This is a genomic window from Suicoccus acidiformans, assembly GCF_003546865.1.
Classification (GTDB): domain Bacteria; phylum Bacillota; class Bacilli; order Lactobacillales; family Aerococcaceae; genus Suicoccus; species Suicoccus acidiformans.
The window spans coordinates 734,648-750,639 of the sequence record NZ_CP023434.1; the positions used below are offsets into that span (position 1 = coordinate 734,648).

18 protein-coding genes are annotated in these 15,992 nt (G+C 44.4%); 16 read left to right on the forward strand and 2 right to left on the reverse strand.

Translation table 11 applies throughout. The annotated features are described in order from the left end of the window. Nucleotides 1–49 precede the first annotated feature (49 nt). On the reverse strand, nucleotides 50–1,840 hold the full coding sequence (rnjA, locus tag CL176_RS03540; protein WP_118990092.1) for a ribonuclease J1: 1,791 nt from the start codon (nucleotides 1,838–1,840) through the stop codon (nucleotides 50–52). Next, nucleotides 1,840–2,055, reverse strand: a complete 216-nt coding sequence (locus CL176_RS03545) for a DNA-directed RNA polymerase subunit epsilon (RefSeq protein ID WP_118990093.1) — start codon at nucleotides 2,053–2,055, stop codon at nucleotides 1,840–1,842. Before CL176_RS03545 ends, rnjA begins: the two co-directional genes overlap by 1 nt. A gap of 197 nt (nucleotides 2,056–2,252) precedes the next feature. Between CL176_RS03545 and comGA the strand changes: the two genes are divergently transcribed. The 16 genes from comGA (at nucleotide 2,253) to recN (ending at nucleotide 15,991) form a co-directional block, all read left to right on the forward strand. Continuing rightward, nucleotides 2,253–3,296, forward strand: a complete 1,044-nt coding sequence (gene comGA / locus CL176_RS03550; RefSeq protein ID WP_240430580.1) for a competence type IV pilus ATPase ComGA — start codon at nucleotides 2,253–2,255, stop codon at nucleotides 3,294–3,296. Further along, the gene (comGB, locus tag CL176_RS03555) at nucleotides 3,250–4,323 is read left to right on the forward strand and encodes a competence type IV pilus assembly protein ComGB (RefSeq protein WP_118990094.1); all 1,074 of its coding nucleotides are present in this window, start codon (nucleotides 3,250–3,252) and stop codon (nucleotides 4,321–4,323) included. The genes comGA and comGB overlap by 47 nt, the downstream gene beginning before the upstream one ends. An 8-nt stretch (nucleotides 4,324–4,331) precedes the next feature. Next, on the forward strand, nucleotides 4,332–4,667 hold the full coding sequence (comGC, locus tag CL176_RS03560) for a competence type IV pilus major pilin ComGC (RefSeq protein ID WP_118990095.1): 336 nt from the start codon (nucleotides 4,332–4,334) through the stop codon (nucleotides 4,665–4,667). Beyond that, complete coding sequence (gene comGD, locus CL176_RS03565) at nucleotides 4,664–5,104, forward strand: competence type IV pilus minor pilin ComGD (protein ID WP_118990096.1); 441 nt, start codon at nucleotides 4,664–4,666, stop codon at nucleotides 5,102–5,104. Before comGC ends, comGD begins: the two co-directional genes overlap by 4 nt. Before the next feature lie 4 nt (nucleotides 5,105–5,108). Then, entirely contained in the window at nucleotides 5,109–5,444 is a 336-nt protein-coding gene (locus CL176_RS12205) for a type II secretion system protein (protein WP_162890808.1), read from the forward strand. Further along, the gene (locus CL176_RS03570) at nucleotides 5,410–5,862 is read left to right on the forward strand and encodes a ComGF family competence protein (protein ID WP_162890809.1); all 453 of its coding nucleotides are present in this window, start codon (nucleotides 5,410–5,412) and stop codon (nucleotides 5,860–5,862) included. Before CL176_RS12205 ends, CL176_RS03570 begins: the two co-directional genes overlap by 35 nt. Then, nucleotides 5,859–6,632 carry a hypothetical protein gene (locus tag CL176_RS03575; protein ID WP_118990098.1) on the forward strand — a complete coding sequence of 258 codons (774 nt, stop codon included), beginning with the start codon at nucleotides 5,859–5,861 and terminating at the stop codon, nucleotides 6,630–6,632. Before CL176_RS03570 ends, CL176_RS03575 begins: the two co-directional genes overlap by 4 nt. Before the next feature lie 54 nt (nucleotides 6,633–6,686). Further along, on the forward strand, nucleotides 6,687–7,748 hold the full coding sequence (locus CL176_RS03580) for a M24 family metallopeptidase (RefSeq protein WP_118990099.1): 1,062 nt from the start codon (nucleotides 6,687–6,689) through the stop codon (nucleotides 7,746–7,748). Between the two features lie 59 nt (nucleotides 7,749–7,807). Further along, nucleotides 7,808–8,209 carry an Asp23/Gls24 family envelope stress response protein gene (locus CL176_RS03585; protein ID WP_118990100.1) on the forward strand — a complete coding sequence of 134 codons (402 nt, stop codon included), beginning with the start codon at nucleotides 7,808–7,810 and terminating at the stop codon, nucleotides 8,207–8,209. Then, on the forward strand, nucleotides 8,199–8,663 hold the full coding sequence (nusB, locus tag CL176_RS03590; RefSeq protein WP_240430581.1) for a transcription antitermination factor NusB: 465 nt from the start codon (nucleotides 8,199–8,201) through the stop codon (nucleotides 8,661–8,663). The genes CL176_RS03585 and nusB overlap by 11 nt, the downstream gene beginning before the upstream one ends. Before the next feature lie 262 nt (nucleotides 8,664–8,925). Continuing rightward, the gene (locus tag CL176_RS03595; RefSeq protein WP_118990102.1) at nucleotides 8,926–10,617 is read left to right on the forward strand and encodes a DUF1002 domain-containing protein; all 1,692 of its coding nucleotides are present in this window, start codon (nucleotides 8,926–8,928) and stop codon (nucleotides 10,615–10,617) included. Nucleotides 10,618–10,929: 312 nt separating this feature from the next. Next, a complete protein-coding gene (gene xseA, locus CL176_RS03600; RefSeq protein ID WP_118991558.1) occupies nucleotides 10,930–12,312 on the forward strand; it encodes an exodeoxyribonuclease VII large subunit in 1,383 nt (460 codons plus the stop codon). Between the two features lie 4 nt (nucleotides 12,313–12,316). Continuing rightward, nucleotides 12,317–12,553 carry an exodeoxyribonuclease VII small subunit gene (locus CL176_RS03605; protein WP_118990103.1) on the forward strand — a complete coding sequence of 79 codons (237 nt, stop codon included), beginning with the start codon at nucleotides 12,317–12,319 and terminating at the stop codon, nucleotides 12,551–12,553. Next, nucleotides 12,550–13,434, forward strand: coding sequence for a polyprenyl synthetase family protein (locus CL176_RS03610; protein ID WP_118990104.1), 885 nt, complete (start codon nucleotides 12,550–12,552; stop codon nucleotides 13,432–13,434). Before CL176_RS03605 ends, CL176_RS03610 begins: the two co-directional genes overlap by 4 nt. Nucleotides 13,435–13,445: 11 nt before the next feature. Next, nucleotides 13,446–14,261 carry a TlyA family RNA methyltransferase gene (locus CL176_RS03615; protein WP_118990105.1) on the forward strand — a complete coding sequence of 272 codons (816 nt, stop codon included), beginning with the start codon at nucleotides 13,446–13,448 and terminating at the stop codon, nucleotides 14,259–14,261. A gap of 14 nt (nucleotides 14,262–14,275) precedes the next feature. Beyond that, a complete protein-coding gene (gene recN, locus CL176_RS03620) occupies nucleotides 14,276–15,991 on the forward strand; it encodes a DNA repair protein RecN (RefSeq protein WP_118990106.1) in 1,716 nt (571 codons plus the stop codon). Nucleotide 15,992: the final 1 nt, after the last annotated feature.

Consider the following 15,992-nt stretch of genomic DNA (forward strand, 5'->3'; position numbering starts at 1 on the left):
CGTATTATATGCAAAAAAGAGTCCAAAAGGAACTCTTTTTTGGTTAAAATTATGCTTTTTTGCGATGATTACGTTTTCCATTTCGATTTGCTTGTTTCGGCTTTTCATGGCCGTCACTTTGGGCTTCGTCTTGCTTGTTGCTGCGACGACGAACGCCTTTGTTAATATCTAAGAGTACTGGCAGTATCATCGGTTTACGTTCAGTTTCATCATACAGCAGTGGATGAACAGTATCGAAGATGATGTCACGAATCAGCTTCTCATTTACATCATTGCCGCTTTCATTTAAGCCACGGTTGATGGCTGCTTTAACGGAGTTTTGGATGGTTTGGATGAGTTCTTCGGACTCACGCATATAGATAAAGCCTCGTGACATAATATCTGGTCCACTGATAAGCTGCTTGTTCTCATAATCAATGGTAGCAGTAATGATAACTAACCCATTCTCCGATAGAATCTTACGGTCACGTAAGACGACGTTGCCAACGTCACCGATACCACTTCCGTCAACATAGACGTCCCCAGCTGGGATTTGGCCTGAAATACGCGCACTATCTTCGGTAAGGGCAAGCATATCACCGCTTTTCATCACAAAGGTATGTTCAGCAGGAATGCCTACTTCTTGGGCAAGCTTGGCTTGAATATTTAGCATGCGATACTCACCGTGAACTGGGAGGAAGTATTTCGGTTTCAACAGACGCATCATTAATAATTGCTCTTGTTGACTTCCGTGTCCAGATGTATGGATATTATTCAATTTACCATGAATAACGTCCGCTCCAGCATCCGTTAGCTGATTAATGACTCGGTTTACACTGGTTGTATTACCAGGAATCGGTGAACTGGAGAAGATAACTGTATCTTCAGGCTGCAAGGAAATTTGCCGGTGGGTACCATTAGCAATCCGGCTCAAGGCTGCCATCGGTTCCCCTTGCGAACCGGTACAGAGAATAATCATCTCGTGTCCTGGATATTGATTTAATTCGCGGTTATTGATGAATACATCATAACCGTGATCATTAATGTAACCCAATTCTTGGCCAGTTTTTATGGCATTCTCCATACTGCGACCAAAGACAGCGATTTTGCGGTCTGTTTCAATGGCTGTCTCTACTACTTGTTGCAAGCGGGACACATTTGAAGCAAAAGTCGCAAAAATTACACGGCCTTCAACACCTTGAATAATACTGTGAATCGATTCGCCGACAATACGCTCTGACATGGTGAAAGTTGAAACTTCCGAATTGGTCGAATCCCCCATCATCAACAACACACCTTCTTCTCCTAATTGAGCCATGCGGTGAAGGTTTGCTGGTTTGCCAACAGGCGTAAAGTCGAACTTATAGTCTCCTGTAAAGACGATGTTACCCGGTGGTGTGTTAACAACAATACCAAAGGCTTCTGGAATACTGTGGCTAACACGGAAGAAGCGGACGCTCGTCTTACGGAATTTAATCACACTGTCTTCATGAATCTCGTGAATTTGTGCGTCACGAAGTAATCCACGCTCTTGCAGCTTGTTGCGAATCAAGGCACTGGCCAAGGGATCGGCATAAATCGGCACATTCAATTGCTGTAAGAGGAAGGGAATACCGCCAATATGATCTTCGTGCCCATGAGAAATAATCAAGGCTTTGACTTTATCGCGGTTTTCCAATAGGTATTGGAAGTCATTAATGACGTAATCGATGCCCAAAAGGTCATCGTCTGGAAAGAGGACGCCGCAGTCTAGGATAAGGATTTCATCTTGAAATTGGACCCCATACATATTTTTCCCAATTTCTTCAAGTCCACCTAGGGCAAAGACGCCTACTTCATTATTCTTCAGGTTTGCTGCCATTAAAAGGTCACAACCTCAAAATCCGGGTTATTCTCCCGTTCATAATCGAGGAATTCGCCTTCAAGGGCTTGGATGAATTCAACGTTGTATGGTGTGTTCGCATCTAATAATTTGCGTACTTCTTTAATAGACTCTGCTTCCATAAACAAAGCTTGCGTCGTTTCACGGCGCGGTGCTTGTGTTTTGCTTGGTTGATAAAGTACTTTATAAATCATTTCTTCAACTCCTTTTGTTGTAATTTAGCATGGCTTTGACTTGCGTCAGTTATAAATATTCTAACATACCAGGCCTTGAAAGTATAGTTACCAAAAAAGTTTATAATTTAAAAATTGACCAGATGGAAATAGACCCTAACTTGAGTATATATATATTGAGAGGATAACTCTCAAAACTTAGGAAAGGTGGTGTTAGTTTGGTTGAACGATTGGCGCATACAATGATTGAAAAGGGGGTTTTGCTGGGTGTGTCAGATGTTCATATCTTGCCCTTAGAGACGGGGTATGGGGTTTATTTCCGTGCTCAGGGCTATTTAGAGCCGTGTGATTCCTTATCAGATGAGCAGGGTAAGCGTTTGATTAGCTATTTCAAATTTGCCGCGAATATGGATGTGGGGGAGAAACGACACCCTCAGTCGGGTGCGAGTGAGATGCAGTTAGCCGAGGAAGTTGTTGAGCTACGTTTCTCAACGATGACAAATGTTCGCTTAAAGGAATCGCTGGTTATTCGGATTCTCCGGCAGCAACAGTCGAATTTAGCAGAATTGGGCAGCTATTATCCTAGTGATATTCCGGTATTAGAGCGCTTGATTCAGCGTAAAAGTGGCTTAGTTTTATTCAGTGGTCCGGTCGGCTCCGGCAAAACCACGACCATTTATCAACTGCTCCGTACCCGTAGTCACAAGGAGACTTTGCAAGTGATAACCATGGAGGATCCAGTTGAACTGTATGATGAGCGTTTCTTGCAGACAGAGGTAAATGAGGCATCGGGAATTACGTACGATGTCTTAATTAAAGCGTCCTTACGCCATCATCCCGACATTCTTCTTATCGGAGAAATTCGCGATGAAGAAACGGCGCGGATGGCTATCCGTGGTGCCTTAACCGGGCATTTGATGATTGCTACGATTCATGCTAAAGATGCCCTAGGTGTCATGGCGCGCTTGGAAGAATTGCAAATTAGTCCAGAACAGATGAAGCAATCACTCATTGGTGTTATTTCCCAGCGACTTTTACCGCGTTACTGCAATCTATGCCAAGGGCGTTGTCATAGATATTGCCAGCATATTCCATCAGAGCGTAAGCGGTCGGCCTTGTTGGAGATTTTATCAGGGCCGGCTTTGCAGAAGTATTTCGATACGGGAGAAGCAGATTACTTAAGACTGAATCAACGTTTAAAGAAAGTGTGGGCTTATGGCTATATCGACACGGAAACCTATCTTCACTTCGAGCTTGTTTGAACGTCAAGCAAAGGTGCTACGCCCCAAAGACCGATCACTTTTCTTAAAGTACTTGGCGGAATTGTTAACACAAGGCTTTTCCGTCCAACAAGCTTTGCATTTCATGGCCTTGTTGCTGCCCCAGTATGCCCACCTCATTGACCAGATGCAGGCAGCTTTAGAAAAGGGCGAAAGCTTTGAGCGGGCCTTGGAACCCTTAGGTTACTCCATACACATCGTGGCTAACTTATTCTATGCCCAAAGGCAAGGGCGCTTCTTGGAAGCCTTGCACCAAGCAGCTGACTTTCTGCGCAAACTGCAGGAATATCAACAGAAATTTATCAAAGTCCTCGTTTATCCAGCGATGATGCTTGTATTTCTCGTGGCTTTATTATTTGGGATGCGTAGCTTTCTCTTGCCACATATTGCCAGCTTTATTCAGCAGGATGTGTATGATAGTCATCTTATGGTCCGGATGCTGGTGGATTTCTTCAGTTACCTCCCCCAAATAACGCTCTTATTGGTCGGACTTAGCTTAGTCGTTCTTGGCTTAGGAAATTTGTATCTCTTTCGCTTGCGTCCTTTAAAACGCTATCAGCTCTTAGTTCAAATACCGTTTATCCAAGGTTGGGTACGCAGCTATTGCAGTTATCAGCTAGCGGAGGCCTTTGGTAATTTCTTCCTGGGGGGGTATTCCATGCAGCAGACCTTAGATACCTTAGTGCGCTTTCCAATTGAACCATTACTGGCGGATGTGGGGGAAATTCTAGAAACGGGATTTAAGGAGGGACGTCCCTTAGTCGACTTATTGGCAGAATTGGATATCTTTACCCAAGTTTTTCCTTTAGTTATTCAACAAGGAGAACTTATCAGTCAAACAGCCGCCAAATGTCAAATGTATGCCCAAACCGTCTTTCGGCAACTGATGGAAGATATTGAACGAAAGATCCAGTGGGTTCAACCGATTTTGTTTATCTTTATTGCAATGCTCGTTTTAGCAATGTATTTACTAATTATGTTACCCATGTTTACAATGGAAGGATTATAGGTGATACAATGGAAAAAATATTAAAGAGATTACAGACACTGCGAAAGAATAAGGAGCAAGGCTTTTCACTTCTAGAAATGCTCATTGTGCTGATTGTCGTTGCCTTACTTATGGTGATCTTGATCCCAAATATTTCGAGTCAACGGGACCGGATTGATGAGCAAGGGAAGGCCAATATTACCGAAATTGTCCACAGTCAAGCCCAAGCCTATCAAATGGTTGAAGGAGCAGGTCCAGTTAGTTTAGATACCCTTGTCTCATCGGGTTATCTCACCGACAAGCAAGCGGATGAGGCCGTTAAACGCATGGACGGGATTAACTCTCGTGCGGATACGGTTCAGTGAGGCGCAGTGAATTAGGCTTTTCTTTGCTTGAAAGTCTACTTGTCTTGGCCATTCTCAGCATCTGCTTAGTGTGCTTGCGTTTTACACAACCGATTGATTTCAAGCAGAGTATTGAAGGTCGGCTCTTATTCGAAACGATTGCTCAAGAATTGCAGACAGCTCAACAGACAGCTATTTTGCAGAAGGTAGATATTCGTGTAGATTTTGATGCGTATCGCCAAGAGGTTCGCTTTACCGAAATGCGCACGCCAAGGGAAAGCTATCAATTGCGCGTGCCGGAACCTTGGCAGATTGAGCATTCTTATGCCTTTACTTTTCGCCGTGATGCACGGACAACTAACTTTAAATCGATTCATTTCATCAATATGCAGGACAATACAAGGGTCTCCTTTGTCTTTCAAATAGCAAATGGTCGCTTTTGTATAGAGAGGGGTTGAAGTTATGAGGCGTAGTGAAGGTGCCTTTACCTTATTGGAAGCATTAACGGCATTGAGTCTGCTCGGCTTTGTGTTAGCCCTCTTCTTGCCCAGCTACTTATCTTTGATTGAAAGCCAACAGAGGGAAGCGGAGGCGACTCAGGAATGGCGAATATTTTATGAGTTGGCCCGGGTGAGTTTTGCAGAAGATGATAGTAGTCTACGTGAAGAAGCCTTAATTAGGAACTATAATGCCAGTGGCCAAGGGCGGAGAGTGGAAGCTTTTGCTTGTGAGGCTGAACTTTGCCAAATATGGCTTGAAGGAGGTGAGGCGTATACGGTGGCTAGAGAAGATTCATAGTAGTCATGATGCGGCTTTCACATTAGTAGAATTATTACTAGGTTTGCTGATTTTCTCCATGATTATGCAGACGATAAGTATGAGCTTACGGACTTATCAGAGTATCGAAGGGCGAATCCTGGAAGATCGTAGCCAAGATTGGCATCTCTTTCTCAATTTACTAGAGGCGGAGCTAGAACATTATACGGTGGAAGGCATTGAAGGTGGGCGGGTTTACCTAAAGGAACCTCAAAGCGGGAAAGTATCCTGGATTGAGCTAAATCGTGGGCGGCTTGTTAAGCGTCCGGGTTGGCAAACTTATTTAATGGAAGTGGACACCTGGTCCGCCCAATGGCAGGGTGAATTTATCTATTTGGAAGTAAGTCTAGCAAACGGCCAAACTTATCAAGGTCATATTCGGGTAGGTGGGAATCCTTGAAGCAGAAAGCATTTGCCTTACCGACAACTATCGTATTTATGCTTTTGACATCTATGCTCTACTTAAGTTTACTGCGCCTGGTGACGGGTGACCGGGTGAATCATGCACGCTTACAAGAAGCTTACCGAATAGGGATTCAAGCAGAAATGGCCGCAAGTCACTTGCAAGCAGCCTACCAAGATAGCTTTGTTGAATTAGAAGAAGCTGTTCGAAACCGAAGCGAACTTTTAAAGGAACGTCGCCTGCAACCCTATCTTCATTGGGAAAGCTGGTTGGATGACTTTGAAGCAGGTGTGTTCTTTGAAGAAAATCAGGAGCAGGAACAGGTTTTACTATATACGCAAGAACTCTTCCTTGCGGACGAAGAGCGTTGGCAAGAGGTTGCTTCTTGGATAAATTTACCAGTGCATGGTTATATGAAGGCGGCTTACCAAATCGAGCTAGTAAGTCCGAATGCATATCTTGACTCATTGAAGCAATTGAGGCAAGATCTAGAAAATTCGGATTTTCAACTAATCAAGGAAGATCTATTCTGGGAAAAGCAATATTGGCAAGCGCCGATTAATGAGCTAAGCTTAACGTATAACTCAGGACTTACTTATCAATATAACCGCAGAGGGCAAGGATCAATCGTGCATCAAAACCATAGTGGGACCTTTAAACAAGAAGTCAGTCAGACTTTACCAGGGGTTGACTACTATGTACAACTGACCGTTTATTTGTATCAGCGGCCAAAGGCGGAGGAGTCCAATTTAAGTGAGATTTACTAGGTGGCAACAGAATTCTTTGCTATAATAAGAGTAATTAGAAAGAAGGTTGTCACTGTGAGAAGAATTGAAGCAATCAGAGACTATTTAAAAGAAGAGCAAATGGACGCAATGCTGGTGACAAATTTGAAGAATGTCTTCTATTTGGCTAACTTTACGGGAACGGCCGGCCTTATTCTCTTAACTCAAGAGAAAGCATTCTTTATGACCGATTTTCGTTACCGCCAACAAGCGACTGAGCAGGCAAAAGGCTTTGAGGTCATTATTCGTGAGGGGACTCAGACAGAGGCATTACAAGGTTTAATCGACCAAGAAGGAATTGAGCGTTTAATGCTGGAAGCTGATGATATGAAGCTTTCAACTTACGAAGATTTAGAAGATGCCTTAGATGTTGACTTCTATTCCAGTCGTGGGGTGATTGAAGCTATTCGAGCTGTTAAGGACCCTGAAGAGGTTGAACGGATTAGGAAAGCGTGCCAAATTACTGACGAAGCATATACACACATTCTTGACTTCATTCAAGTCGGGATGACTGAACTTGAAGTCGCCAATGAATTAGAACGCTTTATGAAGGCTAAAGGTGCGTCGGCTATGTCTTTTGACACCATCGTAGCCAGTGGTTACCGCTCAGCCATGCCTCATGGTGTAGCTAGCGATAAGGTAATTGAAGCAGGCGATATGGTGACTATCGACTTTGGCTGCTACTATCAAGGCTATAGTTCAGATATGACTCGAACTTTTGCCATCGGCGACGTTGATCCGGAACTGGAGAAGATTTATGCGATTGTTCTTGAAGCACATGAACGGGTCATTGCTCAAGCGAAGGCTGGGATGACGGGTGCTGAAGTAGATGCGATTGCCCGAGACTATATTAGCGAGCAAGGTTACGGGGAATATTTCGGCCACTCAACTGGGCATGGCTTAGGTATCGATGTGCATGAAGAGCCAGCCATTGCCAGTCGCAATGAGGAGCCTTTGGAAGAGTATATGGTCATCACCGATGAGCCGGGAATTTATATAGAAGGTCTGGGCGGTGTAAGGATTGAAGATGACTTATTAGTATTAGCCGATGGGGTAGAAAGTCTCAACACAAGTCCAAAACATTTCATAAAACTCTAGCTAAATGAGATATAGTTCGGTACAATGGAAGGGATAAAGTTGACTTAGGAGGTTCTAATATGACAAATAAACGCGAAGTAGCCTTCAATCCATCAGAACACGGAAATTTAGGTGAAATCAATATAACGCCAGGCGTACTCGAGTCAATTGCTGCCAAGGCGAGTAGTGAAGTGAAAGGGGTCGTCACCCAACACACTGGCTTCCAGAAAGAAGTCGAAAACTTTCTTGGCATGGACAATGAGCGTATTTCAGCCCATGTTGGCCGAGACGGTGAGGATTTAACGATTGATCTACATGTGCATATCATGTTTGGTTATTCTGTACCTGAAGTGGCTATTGAAATTCAAGAACGTGTCCGCGAGCAGATTCTATATATGACCGATTTATTAGTCAGCCAAGTAAATGTTCACGTGCAATCGATTGAAACAGAAGCAGTCGCAGGTGAAACGCGTGAGTCGTAAACTAAGTTCAAGGCGCGAGGCGCGCATCATTGCCTTGCAGACCTTATTTCAGTTAACGGTTAATGCTCAAGAAACGTCTCGTGATGAAGCCTTAGCTTTTGCCTTAGAAGAAGGCGATTATCCAGAAGCAGGCTTTGATTCTATTAGTGATCCTTATGTATATACACTTATTGAAGGGGTCCAAAGCCATCAAGCAAGTTTGGACGAGATAATTCAAGCGAATTTATCCAATTGGACATTGTCGCGCTTATTGCCGATTGATTTAACCATTCTGCGTATCGCAATCTATGAAATGGACTATGTGGATGATGAAGACGTCCCACCAGCAGTTGCTGTCAATGAAGCGATTGAGATTAGCCGTGGCTTCAGTGATGATAAATCTCGTAAATTTATTAGTGGTGTCCTCTTAAATCGACTCCATAAGAATGATGCAGTTCTTGAAGAAGACGCTTAAAAGTTCTAAGCAGACCTGACCCTTGATTGGGCTTGGGTCTGCTTTTCTTATTTTTAGGCGGGGGTGAGAATATGCCCTTTCAATGAATTAAGTTTGTAAAAAGGCCGTCTAAATATTAATCCTTATGAATGTGTGATACAATAAAGATGTTAAGAAATCCCGACGTGACATATCGCTTTTCTTATAGCGTGTGTGTAAAGTGCGCGGTTATAAGTTAAGTAACTTGGGTTGGGACGCCGGGAGAGAAAAGGAGAGTATTTCTATGACGTTGAAACGTAAAATTCTTATGGGACTTACTGCGACAGCCTTACTGGCACCTGCCGTTAGTCCAGTGGTATATATGACATCAGCAGCGGCAGTTGTGAGTCAACAAACTCAAGGGGCAGGCATGGTAGCCTTAGGTGGATCGCTGTCTGGTCAAGATGCGACTCAAACCTTGCAACTTTTAGGTGCGGGCAATGTCGATCAAAGTAAAATTATCTATGTGGATGGCCCAATGGTGAATCAGTATTTACAAGATGGCTCTAATGCAGGTACAACCGTTCTATCGAGTGCCTTTATTCAACCTATGCAAGAAGGTTATGGTGTCCAAGTGCAAATTGTCACCCCGCAGAATATTACTCAAGTCTCTCAACTTACTTACCAGAATGCGGCCATTACAGCAGGTGCACGCAATGCTCAGATTCGCATTGCAACCGTATCACCGGTAACCGGTGAAGGGGCCTTGGCTGGGGTCTATGCCTTGTTAGAGTCTACGGGAACCCAAGTGAACCCACAAGACGCCCAAGTGGCCCAACAAGAAATTAGCGTAGTGAATAATGTAAGCCAGTACACCCCACTGAATAATATCCAGGTTAATCAAATCATAGCGCAAGTTAAAGCAGAAGTTACGACCAATATTGTTAACAATGTCCAAGTGGATGAAGCAACTATCACGAATATTGTTAACCAAGTATTAGAAGCCAATGGCGTAAACCCTGACGAGAATCCTGAAGTAACCCAAGAAGTTGTCGGTTATGCTGAAGAGTATGCCAATACCGACGCTGCGCAGAACGAAGAGACGATTCAACAGTTAGAAACAAGTATTCAAGGTAGCTGGTCTGACATCTTGCCGACTCTACAACCAACACAGACGGCAGAAGATATTCTAGCTGGCGAACGGTTAGGCTTTAGTGAACAAAGTGAATTCCATCCAATACTTCAAGCTTTTGCTGACCGCTTCTATCAAGTCGTCGAAAGTGGTGAATTGGTAGAGAACACTTATGCACAGACCTTTACCTTTGAAGCGATGACGCCAGGTCTTTCCACAGAAGAAAAGAATGCCTTAAATGAGTTGCGGGCTCAGATGTATCAATATGCATCCAGCCAAGTAGGGGATGTGAAGGATACGTGGTTGAATCAATTAAATGGAGCCCAACAAATGCGCTCAAGTGATCCTGTGTTAGCAGAAATTGTTCAGCAAGTTGCCAACGCCACCGGTCTTGCCCCAGAAGTCTTTGCTTACCGCGACTTTGAACAAGATGGTACTGTCATTCAAATGGCTGCCTACTACGATGGACCCGACCATCAATCGGTAGCAGGGCGTTTCGCTTATGATACCGCAACGCAAGAAATCTTTGCAGTAGATGAAATGATGAACGTAACACCTCTGACACCATTCGATTTCCAAACTGCCTATGGGGTAAGTGTCGAAAATGCTTATATCCCAAGCGTAGAGATTCCAGCGGACTATACGATTCCTGGCTATACACCAGAAGAAAGTACAGAGTCTTCTGAAGAAGAAGCAGAAGAGACAGGCGAAGAGACACCAGCGGATGCTCCTACAGAAGAAGCTCCCGTTGAAGAACCGATTGAGGAGCCGGCTCCAGCAGAAGAAGTTATTGAAGAGCCAGTAACAGTGCCTCAAGACCCTGCATCGATGGGTGAAGAAGGTACACAAGAAGTTGCGCAGTAACGTTACTGTCGCTATTTAAGTAAATACATCGGATTAACATTTAAACATGTTGGTCCGGTGTATTTTTAAATTAGAAATTTCCAATAGATGCTCCTCACTTCTCCAAAGAAAAGCAACAATATCAATGCGATAATCCATGCTAGTGCTTTAGTCGTCCCAAGCCATGAAGTAATTGGAAGTAACTCATCTTACTTAAGTAAAGCCTTCTCCTTCGGTGAAATGTTGAAGATTCGATATAATCCTCGGAGTATTTTTGCTATAATAGGTAGTACCGAGCAAATGAATGATTGCTCTGCAGCGGAAGGAGGAGCCATGTCTCAAGTAGCCAAGCAAGAGAAATATTTAACAGTCCAAGCGCTCACGCAATATATTAAGCGCAAGTTTGACGCCGATCCTTATATGCAGAAGGTTTTCGTTATTGGTGAGATTTCAAACTTTCGCTTGCGACCGAATGGTCATCAGTATTTCAGTTTGAAGGATGATAAAGCGCGAATTGGCGCGGTCATGTATCGGGGTGCTTTCAGTAAGTTGCCATTTAAATTGGAAGAGGGAATGAAAGTCCTCGCTCAGGGGCGCATCGCTGTCTACGAGCCGAATGGGAATTACCAGCTAATTATTGAGCAGATGGAGCCGGATGGGATTGGGGCCTACTACCTTGCCTTAGAACAGCTCAAGGAGAAATTGCGCCTTGAAGGGGCGTTGGACCGGCCAAAGCGTCCAATTGTCCGTTTCCCTCGCAAAATAGCGGTCATCACAAGTCCGACAGGAGCTGTTATTCGCGATATTATTACAACGGTGAAACGACGCTATCCTATTGTTGCCCTAACGGTTTTCCCCACCCGGGTGCAAGGCAAAGAGGCGGTCGGGGAGATTGTTCGTGCCTTTCAACTTGTTGAAGCCCAAGCCCAGGATTTTGATACGATTATTCTAGCGCGTGGGGGTGGTTCGATTGAAGATTTGTGGAGTTTCAATGAAGAAGCTGTCGCCCGAGCAATCCTGGCTTCTAGCGTGCCAGTTATTTCGTCGATTGGCCATGAAACGGATACAACCATTGCAGATTTAGTGGCAGACTTAAGGGCGCCTACACCTACGGCGGCTGCTGAGCAGGCGGTGCCTGTTCTAACTGAGGTATTACAGTATATTCAACAAACTGAAGCTAGAATTTATATGGCGATGAATCAACGGATTCAGCTAGGCCATAAACATTTGGAACGTTTAAGTCGCTCTTATGCCCTCGCTCAACCTGAGCGTTTGTATCAACCATACCAGCAAAGGCTCGATCAGTTGATGGATCAATTACAAAGGGTCAATGAACGTCAACTTCAAACGAAAAGCTTACAAGCACAAGGCTTATCCCAAAGACTCCTCTTTCAGAATCCTAAGCAAGATATTCAACACTATCAGCAAGTCGTATCAGATGTTACTAGACGCTTGGCGCGCTCCAGTCAACAGCTATTAAAGGATAAGCAGGCAGAATTAGCCAAACAAGCCCAGCTTTTGAATGCGGTAAGCCCCTTGCAAAGCTTAGCGCGAGGTTATGCGGTAGTTGAGCAAGCTGATCAAGTTGTCAAAGGAATTAAAGCAGTAGCAGTAGGGCAAACTGTTGATGTAAGATTAGTGGATGGAAGTTTCAGCGCCAAAGTTGAGGCAGTCTATCCTGAGCCAATGGAAGAAAAAACGAGTGAAAAGGAATGATAAGATGTCAGAATCAAATGCTAAGACACCTAAGAATTTCGAAGAGGCCTTGGGTCAATTAGAACAGATTGTCCAGCAATTGGAGCAAGGTGATTTGCCTTTGGAACAAGCTTTGAGTGCTTTCCAAGAAGGTGTCCAACTCAGTCAATATTGTCAGAAAACTTTGCGGAGCGCAGAAGAAACCGTTGCTAAAATGATGACAGAAAGTGGCGAACAGGCCTTGGATGAGGTTGAGCCATGAAAGCATTAAATACGAATAAATTACGGGTACGTTTCGAAGAGGCCTTAGATCAATACGTCAAGCAGTCAGCTACCGACATTGAGCTTTTAAAGCCGATGCTTTATTCGCTTAAAGGTGGCGGCAAACGAGTGCGTCCCCTTCTTTTGTTAAGTGTCTTACGGCTAAATCAACATAAATCAGTCGAATTAGGCTTGTCTACCGCTATTGCTTTGGAATATATTCATACCTACTCGCTGATTCATGATGATTTACCGGCAATGGATAATGATGATTTGCGGAGAGGTCAGCCGACGAGTCACATTCAATTTGATGAAGCCACAGCCATTCTAACTGGTGATGCTTTATTGACGGATGCCTTTGGCGTGATCGCTGAAGACAAGAACTTACGCCCTAAGGTGCGGGTAAAGTTACTTCAAGCTTTGAGCCGAGCAGCCGGGTCTGTAGGCATGGTTGCTGGTCAGTTGAAAGATATTCAAGCCGAAGAACAAGTGATTTCCTTAGACCAACTCCAAGAAATTCATGCCCTTAAAACCGGTTGCTTATTTAATTTTGCCGTGGAAGCTGGTGCGGTGATTGCTGGCTTAGAGGCGGAGAAAGCGCATTTTAAAGGCTTTAGTGATGCGTTCGGGATTGCCTATCAAATTCATAATGATTTAATGGATGTTCAAGCTAGTGAAGTAGAAACTGGCAAGCAGACAGGTCAAGATGCTGTCTTACAGAAGGCGACTTATCCAAGTATTCTCGGCTTAGAGGAAAGTTACCAAGCTTTAGATGAGCAGATGAATCTTGCTGAGGCGAGCTTGAAACAGTTGACACAACGCACTGGTCGTCCATATATGGAATTAATGCAATTTATGGAATATTTGGATGTTGTTAGATAGGGGGTTAGCCAGTGGCGAAGGAACGCGTGGATAAATTAGTTGTACAACAAGGGCTTACCGAAACCCGCGAGCAGGCCAAGCGTTTGATAATGGCTGGGCAAATATATAATCAAGATAATTTACGTTATGACAAGCCTGGCGAGAAGATTGCGACCGATACCGAGCTTCATATCAAAGGCAAAACCTTACCTTACGTCAGTCGAGGTGGCCTGAAGTTAGCTAAAGCGCTTGAGACATTTGATCTGGACTTGACGGGGCGGATTATGCTGGATATTGGTGCCTCAACGGGCGGCTTTACTGACGTTGCCTTACAGGCTGGGGCAGCGCAAGTCTACGCTTTAGATGTGGGTTACAATCAATTGGCCTATCAATTGCGTCAAGATGAACGTGTCATTGTGATGGAACGGGTGAACTTCCGTTATAGTCAGCCGGAAGACTTTCAAGTAGGCCAACCGAATTTTGCCAGTATTGATGTGTCCTTTATTTCTTTAGGCCTCATCTTACCGCCCCTACAAGCAATTCTTGCTGAGGGAGAAGATGTCGTCGCTTTAATTAAACCGCAATTTGAGGCAGGTCCTGAACGTATTGGTAAGAATGGGGTTATACGTGACAAACAAGTTCACCGGGACGTTCTAAGTGAAGTTCTGGAAATGATGAGTGGCTTAGGTTATGATATTCAAGACGTAACGTATTCACCGATTACTGGCGGGGAAGGAAACATTGAGTTTCTCGCTCATTTGAAGAATACGAAGCTAGCGAATGAATCTTGGTTAAACATTGATATTCCAGGGCTGGTAGAAGCAGCTCACGCACAATTTGAAGCTTAGTAGGAGGGAGCCGGGTGTTAGAGAGTTTATCGATTGAGAATTTCGCAATCATCGAAGCGGTTCATTTAACGTTAGAAACTGGCATGACCGTGCTTTCTGGTGAAACCGGGGCAGGTAAGTCGATTATTATCGATGCACTCGGCATGCTGTGTGGTGGCCGGGGGTCAGTGGATTTTATCCGCGAAGGAAGTGATCGCTTAACGGTTGAAGGTTTATTTAATTTTGAACGCATTCCAGAGGGACTCAGGCAGACTTTGGCTGATTTCGGCATTGAATTGAGGCAAGAAGAAGGCTTAATTATCCGCCGGGAAATTCGTCAATCAGGGCGCAATATCATCCGTATTAACGGTCAGCTGGCTAATGTGACGCTTTTGAAGGATATTGGCCAGTATTTGGTGGATATTCATGGGCAGAATGAGCATCAAGCGCTATTGGATATTCGCCAACACTTAGGAATGTTGGATGCTTTTGCCAAGGATTCGCTTCAAGAGACTTATGCTTCTTATCAAGCTGCTTTCCAAACTTACCGCGGCCTGTTGGCTGAATATCAGCAGGCTTTTCTTGAGGAAACAGATCAAATGGAGCGTTTGCGTTTCTTGAAGTTTCAGGCGGAGGAATTGGCCGAGGTGGAGCTTATTCCGGGTGAGGAAGAAGAATTGCAGGCTTTGAGTCAACGCATGCAACACCAGCAGAAGAATGCAGAGTTGCTATATGGAATAACTTACGCCTTGAATGAATCTGAGCAATCCGTTCTGAGTCAACTATCAGGCATTCAAGCCAACCTCGAACAAATTGTCAGCTTTGATTTCAGCTATCCCCAATTACTAGAAACTTTGCGGGAGGCGCAAGCTATGTTGGAGGATATTTCCCATCAGTTAGCGCAAAGTCAAAGCTTTATTGAAGATAGTTCCATGGATATTGATGCAGTAGAAGCGAGATTAAGTGAACTGTCAGCTCTTAAGCGTAAGTATAAGCGTTCCATTGATGAACTTATTGAATATAAGGCCAATTTAGCGGAAGAAATCGACCGAATCGAGCACCGGGAGGCCTATCTAGAGCGCTTGGAAGCCGATTTAACCCAAGCTTATAAACAAGCCTTCGAGCTTGCAGAAAATTTGCATCACCAGCGAGAACAAGCAGGCGCAGATTTGGAAGAAGCTATTGAAAGAGAGTTGGCTGATTTATATATGAAAGATAGCCGCTTTCACGTCCGCTTCGAGAGTGCCCCGCTGTTTGACCGTTTAAATGAACAACTACATCCCCAAATTCCTTTTGTACAATTGAATGAGCAAGGCTTAGACCGGGTGGAGTTTTATATTGCTACCAATGCGGGCGAATCCTTGAAGCCCTTAGTCCGTGTTGCCAGTGGCGGTGAATTATCCCGCTTCATGTTAGCCTTAAAGACTGTCTTCAGCCGTGATTCACAGGCCAAAGTGATGGTTTTTGATGAGATTGATACAGGTGTGTCCGGGCGGGTGGCTCAAGCCATTGCTGAGAAGATGCACGAGGTAAGTGAACGCCATCAAGTTCTTGCCATTACCCACCTCGCCCAAGTGGCTGCGATCAGTGATCAACAGCTCTACATTCGCAAGATGGTCAGCCATGAGCGAACCCAAACGCAAGTTAGCCCGGTGGACGGGGAAGAGCGAGTGGAACTAATTGCCCAAATGATGTCTGGGAAAGATATTAGTGATCATTCAAGAGATTTAGCAAGAGAAATGCTGGAGTGAG